This is a genomic window from Streptomyces sp. NPDC001714, assembly GCF_042892755.1.
GTDB lineage: Bacteria > Actinomycetota > Actinomycetes > Streptomycetales > Streptomycetaceae > Streptomyces.
Map to the genome: position 1 here is coordinate 339,789 of NZ_JBIAUL010000009.1, position 24,487 is coordinate 364,275.

Annotated in this window: 16 protein-coding genes; 10 read left to right on the forward strand and 6 right to left on the reverse strand. The window is 71.2% G+C overall.

Annotated elements, in window-relative coordinates; translation table 11 throughout:
• Positions 1-34 precede the first annotated feature (34 nt).
• From ACFY0P_RS25175 to ACFY0P_RS25195, 5 genes are all read right to left on the reverse strand, one after another.
• Positions 35-1,672, reverse strand: coding sequence for a serine/threonine protein kinase (locus ACFY0P_RS25175; protein WP_388917126.1), 1,638 nt, complete (start codon positions 1,670-1,672; stop codon positions 35-37).
• Between the two features lie 200 nt (positions 1,673-1,872).
• Positions 1,873-2,832, reverse strand: coding sequence for a threonine/serine dehydratase (locus ACFY0P_RS25180; protein ID WP_388917300.1), 960 nt, complete (start codon positions 2,830-2,832; stop codon positions 1,873-1,875).
• A 135-nt stretch (positions 2,833-2,967) separates the two neighbouring features.
• Entirely contained in the window at positions 2,968-3,645 is a 678-nt protein-coding gene (locus ACFY0P_RS25185; RefSeq protein ID WP_388917129.1) for an AIM24 family protein, read from the reverse strand.
• A gap of 56 nt (positions 3,646-3,701) precedes the next feature.
• The gene (locus tag ACFY0P_RS25190; protein ID WP_388917132.1) at positions 3,702-5,045 is read right to left on the reverse strand and encodes a CAP domain-containing protein; all 1,344 of its coding nucleotides are present in this window, start codon (positions 5,043-5,045) and stop codon (positions 3,702-3,704) included.
• Positions 5,046-5,148: 103 nt separating this feature from the next.
• The gene (locus tag ACFY0P_RS25195; protein WP_388917303.1) at positions 5,149-6,360 is read right to left on the reverse strand and encodes a serine hydrolase domain-containing protein; all 1,212 of its coding nucleotides are present in this window, start codon (positions 6,358-6,360) and stop codon (positions 5,149-5,151) included.
• A 323-nt stretch (positions 6,361-6,683) separates the two neighbouring features.
• Between ACFY0P_RS25195 and ACFY0P_RS25200 the strand changes: the two genes are divergently transcribed.
• The gene (locus ACFY0P_RS25200; protein WP_388917135.1) at positions 6,684-8,465 is read left to right on the forward strand and encodes a M4 family metallopeptidase; all 1,782 of its coding nucleotides are present in this window, start codon (positions 6,684-6,686) and stop codon (positions 8,463-8,465) included.
• Positions 8,466-8,526: 61 nt separating this feature from the next.
• Here ACFY0P_RS25200 and ACFY0P_RS25205 read toward each other — a convergent pair whose 3' ends face one another.
• The gene (locus tag ACFY0P_RS25205) at positions 8,527-9,681 is read right to left on the reverse strand and encodes an ROK family protein (protein WP_388917138.1); all 1,155 of its coding nucleotides are present in this window, start codon (positions 9,679-9,681) and stop codon (positions 8,527-8,529) included.
• Between the two features lie 367 nt (positions 9,682-10,048).
• On the opposite strand from ACFY0P_RS25205, the gene ACFY0P_RS25210 reads away from it, so the two are divergent.
• The 9 genes from ACFY0P_RS25210 (at position 10,049) to ACFY0P_RS25250 (ending at position 24,419) form a co-directional block, all read left to right on the forward strand.
• Positions 10,049-12,109 (forward strand): fibronectin type III domain-containing protein, encoded by a 2,061-nt coding sequence (locus ACFY0P_RS25210; RefSeq protein ID WP_388917141.1) that lies wholly within the window; start codon positions 10,049-10,051, stop codon positions 12,107-12,109.
• Positions 12,110-12,194: 85 nt separating this feature from the next.
• Complete coding sequence (locus tag ACFY0P_RS25215) at positions 12,195-13,220, forward strand: carbohydrate ABC transporter permease (protein WP_388917144.1); 1,026 nt, start codon at positions 12,195-12,197, stop codon at positions 13,218-13,220.
• A gap of 11 nt (positions 13,221-13,231) precedes the next feature.
• Positions 13,232-14,170 carry a carbohydrate ABC transporter permease gene (locus tag ACFY0P_RS25220; protein ID WP_388917147.1) on the forward strand — a complete coding sequence of 313 codons (939 nt, stop codon included), beginning with the start codon at positions 13,232-13,234 and terminating at the stop codon, positions 14,168-14,170.
• A gap of 32 nt (positions 14,171-14,202) precedes the next feature.
• A complete protein-coding gene (locus ACFY0P_RS25225; RefSeq protein WP_388917150.1) occupies positions 14,203-16,620 on the forward strand; it encodes a glycoside hydrolase N-terminal domain-containing protein in 2,418 nt (805 codons plus the stop codon).
• Complete coding sequence (locus tag ACFY0P_RS25230) at positions 16,614-17,651, forward strand: acetylxylan esterase (protein WP_388917153.1); 1,038 nt, start codon at positions 16,614-16,616, stop codon at positions 17,649-17,651. The genes ACFY0P_RS25225 and ACFY0P_RS25230 overlap by 7 nt, the downstream gene beginning before the upstream one ends.
• Positions 17,648-19,009: an ABC transporter substrate-binding protein gene (locus ACFY0P_RS25235; protein WP_388917156.1), complete on the forward strand. Its 1,362-nt coding sequence runs from the start codon at positions 17,648-17,650 to the stop codon at positions 19,007-19,009. The genes ACFY0P_RS25230 and ACFY0P_RS25235 overlap by 4 nt, the downstream gene beginning before the upstream one ends.
• A gap of 91 nt (positions 19,010-19,100) precedes the next feature.
• A complete protein-coding gene (locus ACFY0P_RS25240) occupies positions 19,101-21,287 on the forward strand; it encodes an alpha-galactosidase (RefSeq protein WP_388917159.1) in 2,187 nt (728 codons plus the stop codon).
• A 122-nt stretch (positions 21,288-21,409) separates the two neighbouring features.
• Entirely contained in the window at positions 21,410-22,588 is a 1,179-nt protein-coding gene (locus ACFY0P_RS25245; protein ID WP_388917162.1) for an ROK family protein, read from the forward strand.
• Between the two features lie 34 nt (positions 22,589-22,622).
• Positions 22,623-24,419, forward strand: a complete 1,797-nt coding sequence (locus ACFY0P_RS25250) for an alpha-galactosidase D (RefSeq protein ID WP_388917165.1) — start codon at positions 22,623-22,625, stop codon at positions 24,417-24,419.
• Positions 24,420-24,487: the final 68 nt, after the last annotated feature.

The following is a 24,487-nucleotide window of genomic DNA, read 5'->3' on the forward strand; positions in this document are numbered from 1 at the left end:
GCCGAGTCCCCCGGGCGGGGGGCCGGAAAACGGATCAGTTCGCGGACGTACGGAACGTCGCCAGGAAGGTCTTCATGGCGAGCTTGTCCGCGGCGTCGTCCCAGGCGGCGGCGGGTGCCGTGATGCGCAGCGAGAAGCTGCGGCCGCCGCCGAGCAGGAAGCCGCGGCCGAAGGTGTGCACCCGGTCGGCACCCGTGCCGGACAGCCACTCCATGTCCGCGGCCTTGTGGCCCTGGTAGGTGGTCGCCCTGATCTCGCCGACCCGTTGGTAGCCGTCGAGCTTCTCCAGCCCGGGTTCCACGTCGTCCCGCCAGATCACGACCGGGTCCGGGCCCGCCTGGGTGCTGTAGGTGACCGCGAGGGTGCGCGGGTCGCCGCCGCCCGGGCCGAAGGTGACGCGGTAGGCGACGTCGTCCCGGGCGGTGTCGAGGCGCTTCCAGCCCTGGGGGAGCGCCACGGAGAACCCCTCCGGGGCGGTGTACCGGTGGAACCCGGCCGGGAGGGCCCCGGCCGTGGCCGAAATCGAGGCCGAGGTCGAGGCCGAGAAAGACGTGGAGGGGGAGGCGGAGGGCGACGGGGTGGCGGAGGCAGACGTCGCCGAGGGGGAGGGGCCGGGGCCGTTTCCGTCCGTGCGGTTGCCCGGGTCGCCGGCCGTGGCGGACGCGCTCGGGGCCGAGCTCGCCGAGGAGGCGCCCGGCAGGCCCTGGGTCGCGGCCAGTACCGCGACCGACACGGTGACCACGGCCAGCGCGGTGCCGCCGATCATGGTGGTTCTGCTCCACCCGGTGGCCCGGGCGGCCACATAGGCGCCGCGCAGCCGGGAGACGGGGGCGGGCTGCTCGACCGTGTCGGGGTCCTCGTCCAGGACACGTGTCAGTGCCTGACGCAGCACTGCCCGGCCAAGCCGCTCCCGGGAGTTCTTCCGCAGCAGCCCCTGCACCACCTGGGTCAGCGGACCGGCCCGCAACGGGGTGCGCAACGGCAGCCGGTCCACGCCCTTGAGAGTGGCGTCGGGCTTGCCCCGGTCCCGGAACGGCGGTCGTCCCTCGACCATCGTGTAGAGGATCGCGCCGAGTGCCCACAGGTCGGCGGCGGGGCCGATGCGCTCGTCACGGGCCTGCTCCGGCGAGGCGTACGACGGCGCGGTGACCCGGGGCGACAGCGTCGCGCCGGCCAGGCCGAACCCGGTGACGACGACCGGGCCCCGGTCACGGACGAAGATCTGGCCGGGGCTGAGCTCACCGTGGGTGTAGCCGTCGGCGTGTGCGGCCTCCAGCACGTCGAGCACTTCGAGCCCGATGCGGGCGGCCCGCACGTAGTCGAACGTGGGCTGCCGGGCGAGCAGCTCGCTGAGCGGTGTGCCGTCGATCAGCTCCGTGACCGTCCACAGCGCGCCCGCCTCCTCGAAGGCGTCGATCACCATGGCGACCCGGCCGGGCCGCAGTGCGCTCATCACCTCGGAGGAGCGCAGAATTTGGGCGGTGGCCCGGCGCACCGTGTCCTCGGTGGGCGCCTCGGGAAACGCGATCTGGGTCACCAGGCGCGGTCGCTCCGCCTGCACGTCCTCCGCGTACCAACTGATGCGGTTCGGCTCGCGGTCGGCGACTTCGAGGAGCCGGTACCTTCCGGCGACCAACTCTTGTGCGGAGACATGCGCCTTGACCATCGTCATCCCTCGCTGAAACCCCTGCCTCGTCATTAACCAGAGGTACGCGGGACGAGCCCGGGTTTGTTCAAAGAATCTGCAACTCGGGGACCGTTCTTGCCTTTTATTCAACTGGCCGCAGAACCTGGGAACTTGTGGAAAACAATGTATGGCCGGGCCTCGACCTGCGGGTAACCGACGGTAAAAGCCCGGCTGCGGTGAGCTGGTCAGGCCAATCCGAAGCGCTCGGCCCACTCCGAGATCTCCTGGTGGGTCACATTGCCCCCGCACACCACGAGACCGATCCGCGCCCCGGCGCCCACCCGGTCCCGCACCTGCCGGGCCGCGGGCAGCAGACAGCCGGCGGCCGGCTCGGTCCACACCTTGGCGTGCTCGGCGAACTCCAGACTGCCCCGCACCGCCTCCCGGTCCGGCACCACCAGCACCTCCTCCACCAGCTCCGCCGCGTGGTCGTACGTCAGCCGGGACACGGACGGCGCGCTGAGCGTCGTCACGATCGACGACACCGCGACCGGCGACGGACCGCCCGCCGCGAGCGCCTCGGACATCGCCTGCGCGCCCGCCGTCTCCACGCCCCACACCCGCACCTCCGGGCGGCGGGCGCGCAGGGCCGCCGCGACGCCCGCGATCAGGCCCCCACCGCCGATGCTGACGACCACGTCGGTGAGGTCGCCCGCGTCCTCGGCGAGTTCCAGGCCCACGGTGCCCTGGCCGGCGATCACCACCGGGTCGTCGAAGGGATGGACCAGGGTGAGGCCCTCGTCCCGCAGCCGCGGCACCAGCTCGAACGCCGAGTCCATGCCGTCGGTGAGCCGCACCGACGCCCCGGCCGCCTCGACCAGCCCGATCGAGCGCGCGGGCGCCGTCCGCGGCATCACCACCGTCGCCTTGACATCGAGGGCCGCGGCCATCACCGCGAGGGCGATGCCGTGGTTGCCGCCGCTGACCGCCACCACGCCGGCCGCCCGCTCGGCCTCGCTCAGCGACAGCAGCTTCGCCGTGGCACCGCGCGCCTTGAAGGAGCCGGTGCGCTGGAGCAGTTCGAGCTTGGCGGTGACCGGGACGCCGAGCAGCTCCGACAGGCCGGGACTGGGCACGGTGGGAGTGCGTACGACGTGCCCGGCGACGAGCCGGGCCGCGGCTTCGATGTCCGAGATGCCGATGATGCCGTTCAAGGCGGTTCACCCTTCCGGCGCGGGGGGCGACGGTCCGCGCCGTTCGCACCCTCACCCGGCCGGACCGCCCTGGTCAACCCGCCCTGGCCACGGTGGCGACGCCACCCCGGCCAGGGGTGCCGGGTGTCAGTGCTGCTGAGCCTTCTGCGGGGTCACCTCGCTCGGCCGGACCACGACGTACCCCTCGCCCTGGAGCATCAGCTGGACCGCCTCGCCCGAACCGCCGCGCAGCATGGACCCGATGGACTGCGAGCGGTGCAGCGAGGTCTGCAGGTGCGCGGTCCAGCCCACCACCGCGTCCGTGTCGACGTACACGGGGGCCTGCGGCGAGACCGGTATCACCAGCGGGTTGCCGTCGCAGATCAGACCGAGCTTGCCGTATCCGGAGAACACGCTGTTGAACAGGCCGCCGCCCGCGATGCCGGACCCCTTCACCGTCCTGATCTCGTACGACAGCGTGGCGTCGAAGCACAGGACGTTGCGGCCGTTCACCGTGAACTGGTCGCCCGGCTCTACCTCGACGACGAAGCAGTTCTGCGCCTCGTGGGCGAACCAGGCCTCGCCCTGGCCCTGCACGGACATCAGCGGCAGCCCCTCGCCGGTGACCGCGCGCTTGAGCATCCCGCCCACGCCCTGGCCCTTGCGCTCGAACTTCAGACTCCCGCGGTGCGCGATCATCGCGCCCTGGCGGGCGTACATCTCGCCGTTGACCGCGTACCTGAGGCACTTCGCGTTCTCGACCGTCAGGCCCGGCTCGAGCGCCGGTGCCACCATGTGCTGACTTGAAAAGAGATCACCCTTCATGCCGGGCATGGTGTCCCGGACGGACCCGTTCCGCCAAGATCACGGACGGTACCGGTTCAGGCACCGAACAGCTGGGTCCAGTAGGTGCCGGCCCGGCCGCCGCCGGCGAAGCCGATGCCTATGTGGGTGAAGTCCGGTCTGAGGATGTTCGCCCGGTGGCCGGGGCTGTTCATCCAGCCGTCCACCACCTCGGCCGCGGAACGCTGGCCGCAGGCGATGTTCTCGCCGATGGTGCGCCGCCGCGAGCCCGCGGCGGCGGCCCGGTCCCACGGCTGGGTGCCCTCCGGAGAGGTGTGCGAGTAGAAGTCGCGGGTCGCCATGTCCGTGCTGTACGCCTGCGCGGCCGTGGCCAGCTGCGGATCCACGGCGAGCGGCCGCAGCCCGGCCCGGGTGCGCTCCCCGTTGGTGAGGTCGACGACCTCGGCGCGGGTACGGGCCAGTTCGGCCTGGGTGAGGGGTCTGGCCCACAGGGCGGTCCAGTAGGTGTCCCCGTCCCGCGGGCCACGGGCGTGGGCCAGGCCTGCGTGTGTGAACGCGGGGTCCAGCAGGGTGCGCCGGGCCTCCTCGGTGCGCAGGCAGTAGTCGACGAACTCGGCCGGGGTGCGGGGGCCGGAGACGAGGTGCTCGCCGACCGTGACGTAGGCGAATCCGGTGCCGCTGATCCGCTGGTGGACGGAGACGCCGTCGGGGCTCTCGCCGGCCAGCCGGCCGGCGTCGGCCATCGCGGTGGCGTGGGCGAGGGCGGCGGAGGTGAGCCGGGCGTCCGGGGCCACCGGCGGGTGGCCGGCCCGGGCGCGGGCGGAGTTGACCAGGCCCAGCAGACCGTCGGGGTCGGGCAGCGTGGCCGTCGAGGGGCGGGCCGGCGAGGCCGCCGTGCGCTGGGCCGGGATCGTGGCGCGGAAACCGGTGGCCGGCTGCCGGTCCTCGACCACGTCGACGCCGAAGTCCCGGGCGAGCCCCGCCAGTCCGTCCGCGTATCCCTGGCCGATCGCACGCAGCTTCCAGCCGGTGCCCCGGCGGTATATCTCGGAGAGCAGCAGCAGGGTCTCCGTCTGCGGGCGCGGCGGTGCGAAGCGGGCCACCGTACGGCCGAGGCGGTCGGTCACGTGCAGGGTGGCGGCGGGCAGCCGGCCGAGCGGGGTGCCGGGTTCGGCGGCGGTGACCGTGAGGGTGACGCGCTGGGCGCCGGCCCGGAGCAGGGCCGGCTCGACGGTCAGCGTGTCACCGCGCAGGCGGACGCCGGGCGCGTCCGGCTGGTTGTAGAACACGAAGTCGGTGTCCCCGCCGACCCTGCCACTGTCGTCGGTGATCAGGGCCGACACGTCGAAGGGACCGGGCACCCGGAGCGTCAGCGCGCCGCCCGGAAGCGGCAGATTGCCCCCGGGGACCAGCTCGCTCATCTCGCCGCCTCTACGAGGTCAGGGGCCGAACGTCGCGCCCGGTGGGGGAGTCGCCGGTTGAACGTCCGGCCCGGGCGCGAGGTTCCCCCGGCGAGCCGCGCGGCTACTGCTCCCGGGGCGCGGCCGGTGCCACGTCCTCGCGCTCGAGCGGCACGGCCCTGCTGCGCGGAGACTTCTGCTTGCCGCAGAACACCGGCTCCAGCGTGGCCGCCAGTGTGTTGAGCACGTCGGAGCTGTTGGAGGCGTTGGCGAGCGCGGTGAGGCTGCGCTTGCCGTCCTTGGTGGTGAAGGCGTACGTGTAGTAGCCCTGGACGGCGCCCGTGTGGCCGTACACCGAGATCCCGCAGGACAGGTCGCGGCGGCGCAGCCCGAGGCCGTAGGCGGTGTTGGCGTTGACGCGGGTGAAGCGCTCCATCTCCGCGAGGCGGGCGGCCGACGTGAGCTTGCCGCGCACCAGCGCCGAGTAGAACGTGTCGAGGTCGCGTGCGCTGGAGATGATGGCGCCCGCGCTCTGCGCCCAGGAGACCGTCTGGTTCGTGGCGTCGACGGGCGCGGCACCCGCCCGGTCCGCGGTGAGGTAGCCGCTGGCGTGCAGCCCCGGGATCTTCGTGTCGGGGTGCACGTAGAAGGTGTCGTTCAGCTTCAGCGGCTTGAAGATGCGGTTCTCGTACTCCGTGCGCACGCTGTGCCCGGTGAGCTTCTCGATCAGCATCCCGGCGACCACGAAGTTGGTGTTGGAGTACGAGTAGGCGGCGCCCGGCGCGTTGGTGCGCGGCTTCTTCAGGGACATGTCCACCAGCTGGCGGTAGGTGAAGACCTTGTTGCGCACGGCCTCGAAGCCGGACACGCTGCTGGCGAACATGTCGTTGGTGTAGTCGTACAGACCGCTGCGGTGGCTCAGCACGTGCCGCACGGTGATGCGGTCGTCCGGCAGCAGCCCCGGCAGGTAGCGGTTGACCGGCGCGTCCAGGGCGAGCTTGTGCTCGTCCACCAGCTGGAGCAGGACCACCGCCGAGAACGTCTTGGTGACACTGCCCACCCGGAAGCGGTCGGTGGTGGTGAGGGCCCGCCGGCTCGCGCGGTCGGCCATGCCCTGCGCGGACCGGTAGACCCGCGTGCCGTCGTCGATGCGGGCCATCGCGCCGGGCGCGCCCTTCGCCACGACCGAGCGCAGCACCGCGGCCAGCCCCGCGGTGTCCGGGGCCGGCAGGGCGGTGGCCGCCCGCGCCTTCGCCGCCGTCGTCAGGGGCGCCGCCTGGGCCGGTACCGCGAACAGTGACAGCGTCACCGCCCCGAGCACCGCACTTCTGCACATCATTGCCGAGACCATTCGGACCTGCTCCTCTCTGAGCTGCCTTCGATGCGAGATGAGTCACATGCGGTTCGAGGAACCTTCTCGCATCCCGTCACATCTCCACAGCCGACGCACAGTTGGTCACCCACTGATCACCGTGCGGTGCGGATTCGCCAAGTATTGCCATGAAAAGCAGGAAAAGCGACGAATTGCGCTTTACATGGACATGATTCATCCGGAAGGGTGGCGGCCCGGGGCCCGACCAGCCCCCTCGGTGCCCAACGGCGCCCTGCCGCAAGGCGGTTGGTGACCCCGGCCGTCTTCGAACGAAGGAACCCTGATCAGTGCGTAGCGCGCACATACGCAGCGTGGCGGTCGCCGTCGCCGTGACGACGGCCGCCACGGGCCTGGCCGGAACGGCCTTCGCCGGTCCCGCCACGGGGGAACGACAGTCGGTGGCTGCCTCCGCCACGACGGTCGCGCAGGTGGTGGCGGCGGCCCGGACCGCGGCCTTCGCCCATGCCGCGAAGACCGGTGTCGGCCCCGGCGACGAGCTCCAGCCGCAGGACGTGATGATCGACCCCGAAGGGGCGCGTCATGTCCGCTTCGTCCGCACCCACCAGGGGATGCCGGTGCTCGGCGGCGACCTCGTCGTGCATCTTTCCCACCGGTTGGCCTACACGGGCGTCACCCGCGCGGCCGACCACACCGTCAGGCCCGCCGCCACGGAGGCGAAGCTGACCGCCCGGCAGGCCGAGGAGAAGGCCGCCGCGGCCGCCGACGGCGACGCCGGCACCGCCCAGCTCGTGGTGGACGCCCGGGACGGCGCCGCCGCCCTCGCCTACCAGGTGGCGGTCGACGGCTCGAACGGCTCCAGCACGGTCGTCGTCGACGCCCTCACCGGCGAGGTGCGCAGCAACACGCCGGACAGCGACGAGTTCCTCTCGCCCAAGCTGCTGGACACCCTCCGCAGCCGCGGCGAGACCCTCGACCCCGCCACCGGCATCGGCGCGCAGGCGCAGGCCCTCGCCGGCCCGTCCGTCTCCGCCGCCGCCCACTACCCGGTGACCGCCCACGGCTCCGGCAGGTCCCTCTTCGTCGGCAAGGTCCCGCTCACCACCACGCAGACCGCCCGCAAGAGCTTCCTGCTCAAGGACCCCACCCGCTACGGCACCGAGACCCGGGACGCCAAGGGCAGGGAGACCGAGAGCTTCGGCCAGGGCACCAAGTTCACCAGCACCACCGACAGCTGGGGCAACGGCACCACCGGCAACCGGGGCAGCGCCGCCGCCGACGCCCAGTACGGCATCACCGAGACCCTGGACTTCTACAAGAAGGTCTTCGGCCGCAAGGGCATAGCGAACAACTCCAAGCCCGCCCGCGCCATGGTCCACTGGGGCAGCAAGGTCGGCAACGCCTTCTGGGACTCCACCTGCGGCTGCATGCTGTACGGCGACGGGGACGGCGACGAGATCAAGAAGCCGCTGGTCGTCCTCGACGTCACCGGCCACGAGCTGACCCACGGCGTGGTGGACGCCACCGCCAAGCTCGAACCGACGTACGTCGACAACGACGGCAACCAGTTCGGCGAACCGGGCGCGCTCAACGAGTCGCTGGCCGACATCTTCGGCTCCGGTGTGGAGTTCTTCGCCAACAACCCGAAGAACCCGCCGAACTACCTGCTGGGCGAGAAGCTGGGCCTGCGCCAGAAGTTCCTGCGCCGTCTCGACCACCCCTCGCTCGACCGCCTCGAAGGCACGGTCGACTACTGGTCGCCCGAGGTGGCGGACGCCGAGGTGCACGCCGGCTCCGGCGTCTCCTCGCACGCCTTCTACCTGCTCGCCGAGGGCAGCGGCCGCAAGACGATCGGCGCCACCACCTACGACTCGCCGACCTACGACGGGTCCACGGTCACCGGCATCGGCCGTGCCAAGGCCACGGCGATCTTCTACCGTGCCCTGACCCGGTACATGGTCTCCTCGACCGACTTCCACGACGCGCGGATCGCGACGCTGCAGGCGGCCAAGGACCTCTACGGCGCGAGCGGCGTCGAGTACCGCACGGTCGACCAGGCCTGGGCCGCGGTCAACGTGACCGAGGCCGACACGCCGGGCGCCCGCCGCTGACGAGGGCGACACGCCGTAGGATCCGGGTGCCCTGCCGGGGGGCTGGGCACCCGGGCCACGGCTACTTCGTGGGAGCGAACACGCGCTGCGCCGCGACCGCCGCCCCGCCGCGTGCCCACTCCTCGAACGGCAGCGGACGGACCAGGAGATCGCAGTCCACCGCGGCGCCGAACGCGTGGTCCACGAACGCCCGGCGGATGTGGTCGGCGAACAGGTCGTAGGAGGCCACGCCCTCGCCGGAGATGATGATCCGTTCCGGTCCGATCAGGTTGGCGACACAGGCCAGGGCCAGGCCCACGGCGTGTCCGGCACGGGCGAAGACCGCCCGGACGGCGGGGTCCCCGGCGTGCGCGAGGCGCACCGCGTCGTCCATGGTCAGCTTCGGGTCCCCGGTGGCCTGCCGGGCCTGCTCGGCGATCGCGTGGGTCGAGGCGACCGCCTCGACGCAACCTGTGTTGCCGCAGGTGCAGATCCGTTCGACGCCGCTCACCGGCAGGTGCCCGATCTCTCCCGCCACACCGTGCGCGCCGGAGACCACCCGGCCGCCGACGGAGAGTCCGGCGCCGATGCCCGCACCGACCGTGACCAGGGCGAAGATCGACACGCCGACACCGGCGCCGAACCACTGCTCGGCCACGGTCAGGGCTCGCACGTCGTTCTCGATGACCGTGGGGGTGCCGGTGGCCTCCTCGACCAGCTGAGCCAGCGGCACCCGGCGCCAGTTGAGGAACGGTGAGTACTGGACCGTGCCCAGCCGGCTGTCCACGTCGCCCGAGATGGTGACGCCGATGCCGTGCAGGACGTCCTCCCCCGCCAGGTTCGCGGCCACGCGCAGCCGGTCCACCAGCCGGGCGACGGCCAGCACCACGGTGCCCACGTCCCGCGAGTCCAGCGCGACCCGGTGGGAGGCCAGCGGCCTCGCGGTCAGGTCGGCCAGTACACCGATGAGTTCCTCCCCGGTGACCTTCACGCCGGCGAACAGCGCGCGCCCGGCCCGGACCTCGATGAGCGTCGCCGGGCGGCCGTTCGTCCGTTCCGTGGCGGGCCGGCCTCCTTCGGAGATCCAGCCGTCGGCCATCAGCGAGGCGGCCGCCTTGGTGACGGCGCCCGGCGTCAGCCCGGTCCGCCGGCCGAGCTCGGCGCGGCTCAGCGGACCGCGCTGGAGCAGGGTCTGGAAGACGAGTGCGGCCGCGGGTGGCTGGTCGGCGAGGGTCATGGGTCGACGTTACCTTTCCTTTGGAAAGTAAATCAAGGGACATACATCCGCTCTCTAGACTTGAAATCCGCAGGTCACTCCACGGTGTCTGGCTGAAACCTCCCTGCCGCTTCCCCAAAGGTCGGAGTTTTCAGCCCTCCTGACTATGTTGACGTTGGAAGGAAACTGCGCCTACATTCGCCGCACTCCTCGTCGGGGCGGACGGGACGGTCCGGCGCCGGTGAGGAGCGTGGCCCCCCACCCACGTGCCCGTTGGTTCCAGCGAACCCCTCGGTGAAGTCCTGGGACGACCACACCGAGAGGCTCCCCGCACCACCACACCTCAGGCGGAAGCCCGCCTGCAGCCGCGCCCAGACGGAGTACATCCATGGCTCGTCCAGCTCTGCCCGCACGTCTGAGAACCATCACCTGCCTCTCCGCACTCGTGGCGGCACTCGTCGTGCCCGCCTCGGCGCGGGCCGCGACCACCGCGGACGCCTCGGGGGCCCAGGCGTCCGGCGCCACGACCTCGCCCGTCGTGGCCGCCAAGCCGTACATGGGCTACAGCACCTGGAGCGTCGAATCCACCAACTTCCCCGGCTACGGCGGTGACTGGCTCACCGAGTCGCACGTCCTGCAGCAGGCCGGCGTCCTGGCGTCGAAGCTGAAGTCCCACGGCTACGACTATGTGAACGTCGACGCCGGCTGGAACGACCCCAAGGGCGACGCCTACGCCCGGCCGACCCCGAACCTGACGAAGTTCCCGCACGGCATGAAGTACCTCGCCAACCAACTCCACAGCAAGGGGCTGAAGTTCGGCCTCTACCTGGCCGTGGGCCTCTACCAGCAGGCGTACAACGACGGCAAGACGCCCATCTACAACGCCCCCGGCTGCACCACCAAGGACATCGTCTACCCGGACCTGCGCAAGACCAGCGGCTGGGACGACGTCTCCTACCAGCTGAACTTCGCCAGCCCCTGCACCACCAAGTACATCCAGTCCGAGGCCGACCAACTGGCCTCCTGGGGCGTGGACTTCCTCAAGATCGACGGCGTGGGCCCCGGTTCCAACCAGGGCGACGACGCACACGACAACGTCCCCGACATCCAGGCCTGGCACACCGCGCTCAAGAACACCGGCCGTCCCATCGAGTTCGTCCTGTCCTGGTCGCTCAGCCACAACAAGGCCGACGTCTGGAAGGCCAACTCCAACGGCTGGCGCATCGACACCGACGTCGAGTGCTACTGCGACACGCTGGTGACGTGGAACAACTCCGTGAAGGCGCGCTGGAACGACGTCGTGCCGTGGATCGACGACGCCGGGCCGGGCCACTGGAACAACCTCGACTCGCTCGACGTGGGCTCCGACGTCATGGACGGCATCAACCAGACCGAGCGGCAGAGCTACATGACGCTGTGGGCCATCGAGTCCGCGCCGCTGTACATCGGTGACGACCTCACCAAGCTCGACGGGTACGGCCTGAAGCTGCTCACCAACGACGAGGTCATCGCGGTCGACCAGGCCGGCACCCCCGCGAGGCCGGTCAGCCAGCGGACCCCGCAGCAGACCTGGTACACCCGCAACGCCGACGGCAGTTACACCGTCGCCCTGTTCAACCTGGGCAAGGGCTACTCCGACGTGACGGCCGACTTCAGCGACCTCGGCATCAGCGGCAAGGCCAAGATCCGCGACCTGTGGAGCCACAAGAACCTCGGCTCGGTCAGCGGCAGGTTCACCGCCGACCTGGCCCCGCACGGCTCGCGCCTGCTGCGCATCACGCCCGCCGCCACCGGCACCCACCCCGGCGTCCCGCTGAACGTGCACGGCACCGCTTCGACCGCCGACAGCGTCTCGCTCGCCTGGAGCAAGGTGAACACCGGGACGAAGACCACCGGTTACGACGTCTACGCCAACGGCAAGAAGGCGGCCACCGTCACCGGCACCTCCGCCACCGTGAGCGGTCTGAAGGCCGGCACCGGCTACTCCTTCACCGTGGTCGCCCATGACGCCAAGGGCCGCAAGTCCCCGGCGAGCAAGGCGGTCCCCGTCACCACACCCGCGGCCGGCGGACCGGTCGCCTACGAGGCCGAGGCCGCCGCGAACACCCTCACCGGCAACGCCTCCGTCAACGACTGCTCCGCGTGCTCGGGCGGCAAGAAGGTCGGCAACCTCGGCGGCACCGGAACCGTGGCGATCAACCACGTCACCGCGCCCCGCGACGGCACGTACCTGATGAAGCTCGACTACACCGACGGCTCCACCGGCCGCACGATGATCATCACCGCCGGTGGCAGCTCCTTCCAGCAGTTCCTGCCCGGCAGCAACGACAACAACTGGGGCCGGCCGAGTTCGATCACCGTGCCCGTTCAGCTGAAGGCCGGCGACAACACGATCACCTTCGGCAACTCCACGGACTACGCCTCCGACGTGGACCGGATCACCCTCTGACACTCCGTCCGACCCCGACCCCGACCCCGACCCCGACCCCGACCCCGACCGACGTTCCGTCTGCCTGACATCCGAGGAGAGTGCCGTGGTGGTCACATCACAGGGCAAGCCCGAGCGGCCGGCCGCACCGCCGCCGGCCGCGGTGACCACCACGGCCACCGCCTCCGGCCCGACCCCGCACGTCCGCAAGACCCGTACGGCCCGCAGGCCGGGCCGCTCCACGCCGACCAGGTCCGCGGCGGCCCGCCGCCGCGACCTGCCGGTCGCACTCCTGCTGATCATTCCCTCCGTCGTCGGGTTCGCGATCTTCTACGCCTATCCGACCCTCCGCGGCATCTACCTCAGCTTCACCGACTTCCACGTCCTCACCCCGCCGAACTGGGTGGGACTGGCCAACTTCCACGAGATGTTCGGCGACGACGTCTTCTGGCACTCCCTGCTCGTCACCGTCTACTTCGTGATCCTGGCCGTCGTCTTCGGCACCCTGGCCTCGCTGGTGACGGCCGTGGTGCTGCACCGGGTCACCAAGTCGTCGGCACTGCGCGGCGTCATCCTGCTGCCGTTCCTGATCTCCAACGTCATCGCCGCCCTGGTCTGGCAGTGGATGCTCGACCCGTCCCTCGGCGTCATCAGCCTCGTCCTCCAGCACCTGACGGGCCACTCCATCCTCTTCTTCGGCAGCAGCGGCTGGGCCGTCCCGTCCCTCGCCGCGATCAGCATCTGGAAGTGGATGGGCTACTACTCCCTGCTGATCTTCGCCGGACTGCAGACCATCCCGGCCACCATCTACGAGGCCGGCCGGGTGGACGGCGCCAGTGAGGTGCAGATGTTCCGCCGGCTGACCGTGCCGCTGCTGCGGCCCATCCTGGTCATGGTGGTCGTCCTGACGGTGATCAACTCCTTCCAGGTGTTCGACATCGTGCAGGTCACCACCCAGGGCGGCCCGGCCAACGCCTCGAACGTCCTCCAGATGTACATCTACAGCAAGGCGTTCCGGCAGTTCGACTTCGGCTACGCCGCCACCCTCTCGCTGGCCCTGTTCGCCCTGCTCATCACCGTCACCTTCACCCAGCTGCGGCTCGCCCGCGCAGGCGAATCCGACCTGAGCTGAAGGAGCCCGTCATGGCAGTCACCCTCGCCCCCGGCCGGGCGGCCACCGCACAGCCCCGGCCCCCGAAGAACCCCCGCCGCGTCTCGCCCGGCCGGATCGTCGCCTGGACCTACCTCGGCATCGTCGTCGTGGTCACCCTCTTCCCGTTCTACTGGATCCTGCGCACCGCGCTGTCCAACAACTACAAACTGGCCACGCACCCGTCCTCACCGCTGCCGGTCGGCCTCACCTGGGGCGCCTTCGAACGCGTCCTCGGCATCGCCTCCACCGCCGACGCACAGGCCCAGGGCGGCTCGGGCGCCGCCATCGACATCGCGCTCTACCTGCGCAACTCGCTGATCTACGCGTCCGTGCAGACGGTGCTGATCGTCCTGTTCTCCGCGGCCGGCGCCTACGCGTTCTCCCGGCTGCACTGGCGCGGCCGCAACCTGGTCTTCAACATCCTCATCACCGCGCTGATGGTGCCCAGCGTCTTCACGCTGCTGCCCAACTTCGTCTTCGTCAAAGACCTTGGACTCACCAACACCTTCGCCGGACTGATCCTGCCCGGAGCGCTCTTCCAGGCGTTCACGCTGTTCTTCCTGCGCCAGTTCATGCTGGGCCTGAGCACCGAGGTCGAGGAGGCCGCCATCCTCGACGGCGCCGGACCGCTGCGGATCTTCTTCCGGATCGTCCTGCCGATGTCGTCCGCGCCGATCGCGACCGTGTCGCTCCTGATGTTCGTCAACGCCTGGAACGACTACTTCTGGCCGCTGCTGATCACCAACAGCCAGGACGTGCAGCCGCTGACCCTCGCGCTCGGCGTCTTCAAGCAGTCCTCGCCGCAGGCCGCCCCCGACTGGGCGGGCCTGATGGCCGCCGCCCTGGTCGCGGCGCTGCCGATGCTGCTGCTCTTCGTCGCCTTCGGCAAGCGCATCGTCAACTCCATCGGCTTCTCCGGCCTCAAGTGACCGCCCGCACCCCTCGATTGGACGACACAGCCATGCACTCCAGCGACCTGGTGCTGAGCTGGCCCGCGCCCGCGGCCGACTGGACGGAGGCCGCTCCCGTCGGCAACGGCAGGATCGGCGCGATGGTCTTCGGCGGCGCCGGCCGGTCCCGGATCCAGATCAACGACTCCACCGTCTGGTCCGGCACCCCCGGCGGACCGGCCGCCGCCCTCGCCGGGCTCCGCGCCCAGGGGGCCGGTCCGCAGCGGCTCGAAGAGGTCCGCACCGCCCTCCGCGCCGGCGACCAGGACACGGCCGAGTCCCTGCTGATGACCTTCGAGGGGCCCTACACCCAGGAGTACCTCCCGTACGCCGACCTGTACCTGACCGTGACGGGCGGCGAGCGGGCCGATTACCACGGCAGGACGCTCGACCTCGACACCGCGGTGGCCGAGGACGCCTTCGACCTCGACGGGACCGCCGTACGGCGCCGGGTCTGGGCCGACGCCGTCACCGGCGCCCTGTGCACGACGCTGGACGCGGACGGCGGCACCGTGGACGTCTCCGTCGAGCTGTCCACCCCGCTGCGCGAGGTCCTGCGCACCGCCGCACTCGACGGCATCACCCTGGGGATCGAGATACCGGTGGACGGCGCCCCCGCCCACGAGCCCGAGGTCGCCGAGCCGCTGTACTACGCGGACGGTCCCGTCGACGGCTACGACCCCTTCGGCGCCCTCGCGCTCACCCTGCACACCGACGGCGCGACCACTCTGGACGACGAGGGCGGCCTGCTCGTCACCGGCGCCTCCCACGTCCTGCTCACCCTCGCCAGTTCCACCGTGGCCGACCGCCACTGGCGCGGGGCCGAAGCCATGGCCCGTGCCGCCCACCTGGCCGAGGCCGGCGACACCGCCGCGCGGGCCGCCGCCCAGGGCGCCGACCGCCTCCTCAAGAACCACGAGAGCGACGTCCGTGCCCTGCTCGGTACCACCGGCCTGCGCATCGGGCCCCGCCGCTCCGGCACCTACGACGTCGCCCGCGACATCCTCGACGGAGACGACGAACTCCTCACCGCCACCGTGCTGTTCCAGCTCGGCCGGCACCTCCTGGCCTGCGCCTCCCGCCCGCACACCGGCCCCCCGGCCAACCTCCAGGGCATCTGGAACGCCGACCTGCGCCCCGCCTGGTCGTCCAACTACACGATCAACATCAACACCCAGATGAACTACTGGGGCGCGGAGGCGGTGGGCCTCAGCGCCTGCCACGAGCCCCTGTTCGAGCTGCTCGACCGGGTGGCCGTACAAGGCGCTCAGGTGGCACGGCAGTTGTACGGTGCGCGGGGCTGGGTCGCCCACCACAACACCGACCCGTGGGGATGGGCGCTGCCGGTCGGCATGGGACACGGCAACCCCTCCTGGGCGCTGTGGATGATGGGCGGCGCCTGGCTGTCCCAGCACCTGTGGGACCACTACGACTTCACCCGCGACCTCGGCTTCCTGCGCGAGCGGGCCTGGCCGCTGCTCGGCGGATGCGCCGAGTTCCTCCTCGACTGGCTCGTCGACGACGGCACCGGCTACCTGGACACCCTGCCGTCCACCTCTCCGGAGAACCTCTTCCTGGCCGACGGCACCCCGAGGTCCCTGACCCGGTCCGCCACCATGGACCTGGCGCTGATCCGGGCCACCTTCGAACGGACCCTCAAAGCGGCCGAGTTGCTGGACCTGGACACCCCGCTGACCGGCGAGATACGCGCCGCGCTGCCCCGGCTGCGCCCGCTGCCGGTCTCGGCCGAAGGGCGGCTCCAGGAGTGGGCCGAGGACCTCACCGAGGACGACCCGCACCACCGCCACCTCTCCCACCTGATCGCCGTCCACCCGCTCGGCCTGGTCGACCCCGACACGGATCCCGAACTGGCCGACGCGGCAGGGAAGTCGATGGACCGCCGCGGACCCGGCGCGATGGGCTGGTCGTGGTCCTGGAAGATCGCCCTGCGGGCCTGGCTCCGCGACGCCGCCACCGCCCGCTCACTGCTCCTCGAAGCCGTCCGACCGCTCGACGGGGACGCCGAGGTCGACGCCCCCGTGGACGGCTCCCGCCGGGGCGGCCTGCTGCCCAACCTCTTCTCCACCCACCCGCCGTTCCAGATCGACGGCAACTACGGACTCATGGCCGGCATCGCCGAGATGGTGCTGCAGAGCCACACCGGCACCCTGCATCTGCTGCCCGCCCTGCCCGCGCAGTGGGCCGACGGCGAGGCCAGGGACCTGCGCTGCCGCGGCGGTCTCGCCGTCGACTTCGCCTGGTCCGAGGGCGTGCTGACCGGTGTCACCGTGCGCAGGCTGACCGGTGACACGACCGAGGCCGTGCGGATCCGGTACCGGGACGACGAGACCGAACTGCGGCTCCCGGCCGGGTACCGGATCGAACTGGACGCCGACCTGAGCCCCCGAGGGGAGCCGGTGCCGTGCTGACCGAAGAGGACGTCCCCGAACTGCTCGCCTACCGCAGCGCCTACCGGGAACCGGAGGACTTCGACACCTTCTGGAAGAGCACCCTCGCCGAGGCCCGCGCCGAGCGGGAGCCCCTCCTGGAACTCACCGAGGTCCCCACCGGCCTGGAGACGGTCGACATCTTCGACGCCGTCCTGCCAGGCTTCGGCGGTCACCCGGTCCACGCCTGGCTCCGGATGCCCCGCCACCGCGGCGGACCGCTGCCCGCCGTCGTGCAGTTCCACGGCTACGGCAGCGGGCGCGGCGCTCCGGTCGACGACCTGTTGTGGGCGTCCGCCGGGTACGCCCACCTGCTGGTCGACGCCCGCGGCCAGGGCGGCGCCTGGGCCGGTGGGGGAGCGACCCCCGACCCGGTCGGCAGCGGCCCCGCCCACCCCGGCTTCCTGACCCGCGGCATCGAGGACAAGGACACCTATGTCTACCGCCGGGTGTTCACCGACGCCAGCCGCGCCGTCGACGCGCTGCGCGCCCGCACCGACCTCGTCGACCCGGCCCGGGTCGCCGTCGTCGGGCCCAGCCAGGGCGGCGGCATCGCCCTCGCGGTCGCCGGACTCGTGCCCGGACTGGCCGCCGCCCACTTCCAGGCGCCGTTCCTCTGCGACATCCGGCAGGCCACCCGGCTGACCTCCGCCGAGCCCTACGCCGAGATCATCGGCTACCTGGCGGCCCGCCGGGACCGGGTGGAGCAGACCTTCGCCACCCTCGGCTACTTCGACGGCCTCGCCTTCGCCCGCCGCGCGACCGCCCCGGCCTGGTTCTCCGCCGGACTGCGCGACGAGGTGTGCCCGCCGGTCACCGCGATCGCCGCCTACCACGTCTACGCCGGTCCCAAGGAGCTGCGGCTGTGGGAGTTCAACGGCCATGACGCCGGCGGACCCGACGACCTGGCGGTCGCACTCGGCGCGTTCGGCGCCCTCCTCAAGACGTCGTCCCACCCCGCGGTGCTGCCGTCCCCAGCACCCACCGCGTCATCCCGAAAGAAGGAACGATGAGAAGAAGCACTCGAGTTCGCAAGACGGTCGCGCTGGGCGCCACGCTCACCCTGGCCGCCGTGCTCTCCGCCTGCTCGGGCGGCTCGTCCTCCGCCGGCGGCTCCAAGACCGTCAACTGGTGGACCTGGGACGACAAGCAGGCCGCCGCGTACAAGGTGTGCGCGACGGACTTCGAGAAGGCCAACCCCGGCACCGAAGTGAAGATCACCCAGTACAACGTCAACGACTACTTCACCAAGCTGACCGCAGGGTTCGTGGCCGGCAACGCGCCCGACGCCTTCCAGAACAGCGTCCAGTTCTTCCAGGCGTACGCCTCCCAGCACCAGCTGCTGGCGATGGACGACTACATCGCCAAGGACAAGTTCGACCTGTCCCGGTTCTCGGTCGGCGTGGACGCCTGGAAGTACACCGACGGCAAGCAGTACGCGCTGCCGCTGGACTGGGCGGCGTCCGGCGTCTACTTCAGCGAGGACGCCATCAAGAAGGCCGGGTACACCGACCAGGACGTCAAGTCGCTGAACTGGAACCCCGACAACGGCGGCACCCTGGGCAAGATGATCGCCCACCTGACGATCGACACCAAGGGACGCCGCGGCGACGAGAAGGGCTTCGACAAGTCCCACATCAAGACCTACGGCTACGGGCAGGTCGCGTCGAAGGACTTCATCGGCCAGTTCACCTGGAACCCGCTGGTCAGCACCACGGGCTGGCGGCTGGGCGACAAGACCACCTGGCCGACGGTGTTCAACTACGCCGACCCGCGGTTCGTGAAGACCATGGACTGGATCCGCTCCCTGACCGACAAGGGCTACGCGCCCAAGATCGGGCAGTTCAACGACAGCGTCAGCGACGTCGACCTGCTCTCCTCCGGCAAGGTCGCCATGGAGACCGGCGGTTCGTGGGAGGCCTCGACCTTCGTGAAGATCCCCGGCGTCAAGGTCGGGATCGCCCCCACCCCGTACGGCCCCGACGGCAAGACCAGGTCCGTGCTGAGCAACTCCAACGGGAACAACATCTGGGCCGGCACCAAGAACCCCGACCTGGCCTGGAAGTGGGTCTCGTACATGGGCAGCGAGGCCTGCCAGTCCAAGGCCTCCCTGACCGGCACGTTCTTCCCGTCGATCCCGGCCTCCATGGACGCCTCGGCCAAGGCGCTGGCCAAGACGGGCGTGGACCTGTCCGTCTTCACGGACATGATCAAGGACAAGGTCCTCTACCCGTCCCCGGTCTACGGCAACGGCGCAGCCCTCCAGGACGCGCTCCAGCCGCTGTTCCAGGCCTACTTCGCCGGCCAGAAGAACGACTCCGTCTTCACGGACATGCAGAACCAGAGCAAGACGCTGCTCGCCAAGAAGTGACCCTGCCCCCGCACAACCCCGTCCGGCCGTCGGACGAGCCCGCCTGAACCGGGCCCGTCCGGCGGGGCCGGGCGATCCGAAAGGACTCTGCATGTCGGACAGCACGGCGCGGATCCACATCCTGCGCGCGGCGGGCACGGCTCTGGTCGTGGAGCTCACCGAACCGGTGCCCAGGGTCCTGCACTGGGGCGCCGACCTCGGCGACCTGTCGCAGGACGCCCTGGCCGCGCTCGCCCTGACCGGTGAACCCGCCGTGCTCAACAACTCCATCGACATCCCGCGCCGGTTCACCGTCTGGCCCACCGAGGCCGACGGCTGGTCCGGCACCCCGGCCCACGAGGGCCACGTCGCCGGTGCCTTCGCCGCGCCCCGGCTGACCCTGGCCGACAGCTCGTACCACCCGGGCGCGGCAGGCGAGGAGCTGTCCCTGCACCTCACCGACCCCGGTGCCGGACTCGACGCCACCGTCACCTACCGGCTGGAGCCCTCGGGGGTGCTCGGGGTGCGCACCACGCTCACCCGCCGTCCGGACGCCGACCCGGCGCCGTACGACCTGGCACAGGTCACGACCCTGCTGCCGCTGCCCCGGCGGGCCGCGGAGATCCTCGACTTCACCGGCAAGTGGAGCCGGGAGCGCTCCCCCCAGCGGCGGCCGCTCGGCTTCGGCACGCACAGCCGGGAGGTGCGGCGCGGCAAGCCCGGCCTGGACTCGCCGTACCTGATGGCCGTCGGCGAGCCCGGATTCGGCTTCCGTGCCGGCGAGGTCTGGGCCGTGCACGTGGCCTGGAGCGGCGACCAGCGGTATCTGGCCGAGCAGTTGCCGGAGGGCGCGGGCACCCATGCCGGGGTGCTCGGCGGCGGCGAACTCCTGCGGGCGGGGGAGATCAGGCTCGCGCCCGGCGAGTCGTACACCGCCCCGGTCTGCCACTTCGCCTGGTCCGACCAGGGCCTGGACGGACTCGCCGACCGTTTCCACACCCTGCTTCGAGCCCGCCCCGCCCATCCGCGCGGCCCCCGCCCGGTGATCCTCAACAGCTGGGAGGCGGTCTACTTCGACCACGACCTGGACCGGCTCCTGCGGCTGGCCGACAAGGCCGCCGAGGTCGGCGTCGAGCGGTTCGTACTGGACGACGGCTGGTTCCGGGGCCGCCGTTCGGACGACGCCGGGCTCGGCGACTGGACCGTCGACCCCGTGGTGTGGCCCGAGGGGCTGACCCCGCTGGTGGACCATGTGCGCTCGCTCGGCATGGAGTTCGGGCTGTGGGTCGAACCGGAGATGGTCAACCTCGACTCCGACCTGGCTCGCGAGCACCCCGGCTGGGTGCTCGGGCCGGCCCGCGGGGTCGGCCCGTCCGCCCGCCACCAGCACGTACTGGACCTGACCAACCCCGATGCCTGGCAGTACCTCCTCGACTCGCTGGACGCCCTGGTGGAGAAGTACGGCATCGCCTGCCTCAAGTGGGACCACAACCGCGAACTCCACGAGAGCGTGCACGGCACCGCCGACCGTCCCGTGGCACACGCCCAGGTGCTCGCCCTCTACCGGCTGATCGACGCCCTCCGGGAGCGGCACCCCGCGCTGGAGATCGAGAGCTGCGCGGCCGGCGGCGGCCGGGTCGACCTCGGCATCCTGGAGCGGACCGACCGGGTCTGGGCCTCGGACTGCAACGACCCGGTGGAACGCCAGGCCATCCAGCGCTGGACCGGGCTGCTGCTGCCCCCCGAACTGGTCGGCACCCATGTGGGGCCGCGCATCAGCCACACCACCGAGCGGGTCGGCTCCGACCCGCTGCGGCTGGCCACGGCGCTGTTCGGGCACGCCGGCATCGAACAGGACCTCACCCGCTGCCCGCCGGAGGAACTCGCCCGGCTCACCGCCTGGACCGCGCTCCACCGCGAACTGCGCCCGTTGCTGCACGGCGGCCGCACGGTCCGCGCAGACCTCCCCGACGAGTCGACGCTGCTGCACGGGGTCGTGGCGTACGACGGTTCCGCCGCGCTCTACTGCTGGGCGCGGCTCGCGACCTCTCCCGAGGGCCAGTACGGGCGCGTCGGGTTGCCCGGCCTCGCTCCCGGGGCGGGCTATCGGGTACGGGTGCGCACCGAGCTGGGCCTGCCGTCCTTCCATCAGGTGGCGGGGCCCGCCTGGCTGGCCGCGGCCCTCGACGACCGGCTGACCCTGCCCGGCTCGGTCCTCACCATCGCGGGGCTGCCCATGCCCAACCTCAACCCCGGGCAGGCCCTGCTGCTCGAACTCACCCGGGTCACGCCCGACTGATCCGGCGGCAACAGCCGTGCCCCACCGGTCATTCGAAGGTCTCAACCGCCGCACAGAGAATCTTCAGGTGATTCGTGCTTCTTTTATTGACAGCGGAAAATAAGGGCCATAGGTTCCCGGCCATGCGCTCGACCACCCGTGGCGAAACGTTTCCGGTGTCCACGCCGGCCGCCTCACAGATCTTCACCACGGTCCTGTCCCACGGCCCCCTCACCCGGCTGGAGGCGGCCCGCCGGGCCGGACTGTCCCCGGCCGCCGTCACCAAGGCGGTCCGGCCGCTGCTCGCGGCCGGGTACCTGGCCGAAGTCGCCGACGACGGGGCCAGGCCCGCGCTCGGACGGCCCGCGAACCTGGTGCGGGTCGACGGCGGGCGCGCGCTGTTCGCCGGCGTCAAGGTGACCGGTGACGAGGTCATCGCCGTCCTCACCGACCTGTGCTGCCGGATCCTGCTGGCCCGACGGCTGCCGGTCACCGACCGCGCGCCGAAGGCCGTCCTCGGCTCGATCGCCGAGCTCACCCATGAACTGCGCGTCGAGGCCGAGGACTTCGGCGCCCCTGTCCTCGGCCTTGGGGTCGCGGTCTCCGGCGACGTGGACCGCGCCCAGGGGGCCGTGCGCTACTCGCCGTTCCTGGACTGGCGGGACGTCCCCCTCGCCGAACTCGTCCACATGACAGCGGGGTTGCCGGTCGTCGTCGAGAACGACGTGCGGGCCCTGACCGTCGCCGAGCAGTGGTTCGGCGCCGGCGTCGGGCTCTCGGACTTCGCCGTGGTCACCGTCGGAGCGGGCATCGGCTGCGGACTCGTGGTCCACGGCCGACTGGTCGCCGGAGCCCACGGAGTGTCCGGCGAGATCGGGCATGTGGCCATCGACCCGGCCGGACCGCTCTGCCACTGCGGCAACCGCGGCTGCGTGGAGGCGATCGCGGGAGGCGCCGCGATCGTCGCCCGCGTCCGGCAGGTGACGGGACGCCAGGTGGCCGACCCGGCCGAGGCGGCGGCCCTCGCCCATGCGGGCGTGCCCGGAGCGCGGGAGGCGTACGCCCGGGCCGGTGCGGCCATCGGCCGGGGCATCGCGATCGTGGCCAACCTGTTCGGCCCCGAACGCGTGATCATCTCCGGCGAGGGCCTCGCCGCCCACGACCTCTTCGCCGGGCAGATCCGTGACTCGTTCACCGCGGCCGCCTTCGGCTCCGCCGGGCGGTGCGACGTACAGACCCGCCCACTCCCGTTCGAGGAGTGGGCCCGCGGGGCCGCGGCCACCGCGATCCACTCCTTCATCACCTCCACCCCCCAGGGCTGAGCCGCCCACGACCCCGACCCAGGAGGTAGGGCCCATGTGGTCACCTTCGTATCCCGTCCTGCCCGCACGCGGGCTGAGAACCGTCCTCGTGCTGGCGCTCACCGCGGCCTTCGCCGCCGCCGTGCCCGCTGCCGAGGCCCAGACACCCGCCCCGATCGCCGCCAAGCCCTACATGGGCTGGTCGAGCTGGAGCATGCAGTCGTCCAAGTACCCGGGTCTGAACGACCAGGGCGACTACAGCTACCTCACCGAGGTGAACGTCCTCAAGCAGACCGACGCCCTGGCGAGCAGGCTGAAGAAGTACGGCTACGACTACGTCAACATCGACGCCGGCTGGTGGATGGACTGGAACTGGAAGCAGGGCTACGACCAGTACGGCCGCCAGAAGGCCGACCCGGCCCGCTTCCCCAGCGGCATGAAGGCCGTCGCCGACCACATCCATGCCAAGGGCCTGAAGGCCGGCATCTACCTCCCGGTCGGTCTGGAGAAGGGCGCGTACGGCGACGGGAAGACGCCGATCCGGAACGCCGACGGCTGCACCACCGCCGACATCGTCTATCCCGACCTGCGCACCACCAACGGGTGGGACAGCTCGTACAAGCTCGACTTCGACAGGCCGTGCGCGCAGAAGTACATCGACTCCCAGGCCCAGTTGATCGCCGGCTGGGGCTACGACTTCCTCAAGCTCGACGGCGTCGGCCCCGGCTCCGGCAAGAGCGGTGATCAGTACGACAACGTTGCCGATGTCGCCGCCTGGCACCAGGCCATCGCCGCCACCGGCCGCCCGATCCACCTGGAGGGCTCCTGGTCCCTGGACTTCGGGCACGCCGCCGACTGGCAGAAGTACACCAACGGCTGGCGCATCGACACCGACGTCGAGTGCTACTGCAACACGCTGGTCAGCTGGGAGAACTCCGTCGACGACCGCTGGGACGACACCCCGGCCTGGACCGGCGAGGCGGGCCCCGGCGGCTGGAACGACCTCGACTCCCTCGATGTCGGCAACGGCGCGATGGACGGCCTCACCAAGGCCGAACGGCAGAGCTACGCCACCCTCTGGGCCATGGCCAAGTCGCCCCTGTTCACCGGCGACGACATCACCAAGCTCGACGACTACGGCCTCTCCCTGCTGACCAACCGCGAGGTCATCGCCGTCGACCAGAGCGACAACCCGCCGGCCCGCCCGGTCACCCCGTCCGACCCGCAGCAGGTCTGGGCCGCGAAGAACGCCGACGGAACGTACACGGTGGCCCTCTTCAATCTCGCGTCCTCGCCCGCGGCGGTCACGGCCGACTGGACCGCGCTGGGCTTCACCGGCAAGGCGTCGGTGCGGGACCTGTGGAACCACGAGGAGCTGGGCAGCTACCAGAACAAGATCACGGAAGCGCTGCCGGCCCACGGCTCCCGCCTGTTCACCGTCACGCCGAAGGGCAGCGCGTCGGCCTCCACCGGGTACGAGGCCGAGGCGAGCGGCAACACGCTGAGCGGCAACGCCTCTGTCGCCGGGTGCGACGCGTGCTCCGGCGCGAAGAAGGTCGGCAACCTCTACCTCGGCGGCAAGCTGACCTTCAACAACGTCGTCGTCGACAAGGCCGGTACCTACCTGGTGAAGGTGGCCTACGTCAGCGGTGACTCCCGGCCGGCCACGGTCTCGGCCAACGCGGGGGGCGGCACCAGCCACAAGTTCCCGTCCACCGGGGACTGGGGGACGGTGGCGAGCGTGAGCGTGCCGGTCGCCCTGAAGGCCGGTGCCAACACCATCAGCTTCGACAGTGGGTCGGGATACGCGCCGGACATCGACCGGATCGACGTTCCCAAGTCACCTCGCTGAAAGCTCCGTCGGGTCAGGCCGTAGGGGAACTGCGGACCGGCTGTGGCTGGTCGCGCAGTTCCTCCCCC

Excerpts from the sequence above, each read along its gene's own strand:
- ACFY0P_RS25175 (WP_388917126.1), bottom strand. The coding sequence starts at position 1,672 with ATGACGATGGTCAAGGCGCATGTCTCCGCACAAGAGTTGGTCGCCGGA.
- ACFY0P_RS25185 (WP_388917129.1), bottom strand. The coding sequence starts at position 3,645 with ATGAAGGGTGATCTCTTTTCAAGTCAGCACATGGTGGCACCGGCGCTC.
- ACFY0P_RS25190 (WP_388917132.1), bottom strand. The coding sequence starts at position 5,045 with ATGAGCGAGCTGGTCCCCGGGGGCAATCTGCCGCTTCCGGGCGGCGCG.
- ACFY0P_RS25195 (WP_388917303.1), bottom strand. The coding sequence starts at position 6,360 with ATGTGCAGAAGTGCGGTGCTCGGGGCGGTGACGCTGTCACTGTTCGCG.
- ACFY0P_RS25205 (WP_388917138.1), bottom strand. The coding sequence starts at position 9,681 with ATGACCCTCGCCGACCAGCCACCCGCGGCCGCACTCGTCTTCCAGACC.
- ACFY0P_RS25210 (WP_388917141.1), top strand. The coding sequence starts at position 10,049 with ATGGCTCGTCCAGCTCTGCCCGCACGTCTGAGAACCATCACCTGCCTC.
- ACFY0P_RS25220 (WP_388917147.1), top strand. The coding sequence starts at position 13,232 with ATGGCAGTCACCCTCGCCCCCGGCCGGGCGGCCACCGCACAGCCCCGG.
- ACFY0P_RS25225 (WP_388917150.1), top strand. The coding sequence starts at position 14,203 with ATGCACTCCAGCGACCTGGTGCTGAGCTGGCCCGCGCCCGCGGCCGAC.
- ACFY0P_RS25235 (WP_388917156.1), top strand. The coding sequence starts at position 17,648 with ATGAGAAGAAGCACTCGAGTTCGCAAGACGGTCGCGCTGGGCGCCACG.
- ACFY0P_RS25240 (WP_388917159.1), top strand. The coding sequence starts at position 19,101 with ATGTCGGACAGCACGGCGCGGATCCACATCCTGCGCGCGGCGGGCACG.
- ACFY0P_RS25245 (WP_388917162.1), top strand. The coding sequence starts at position 21,410 with ATGCGCTCGACCACCCGTGGCGAAACGTTTCCGGTGTCCACGCCGGCC.
- ACFY0P_RS25250 (WP_388917165.1), top strand. The coding sequence starts at position 22,623 with ATGTGGTCACCTTCGTATCCCGTCCTGCCCGCACGCGGGCTGAGAACC.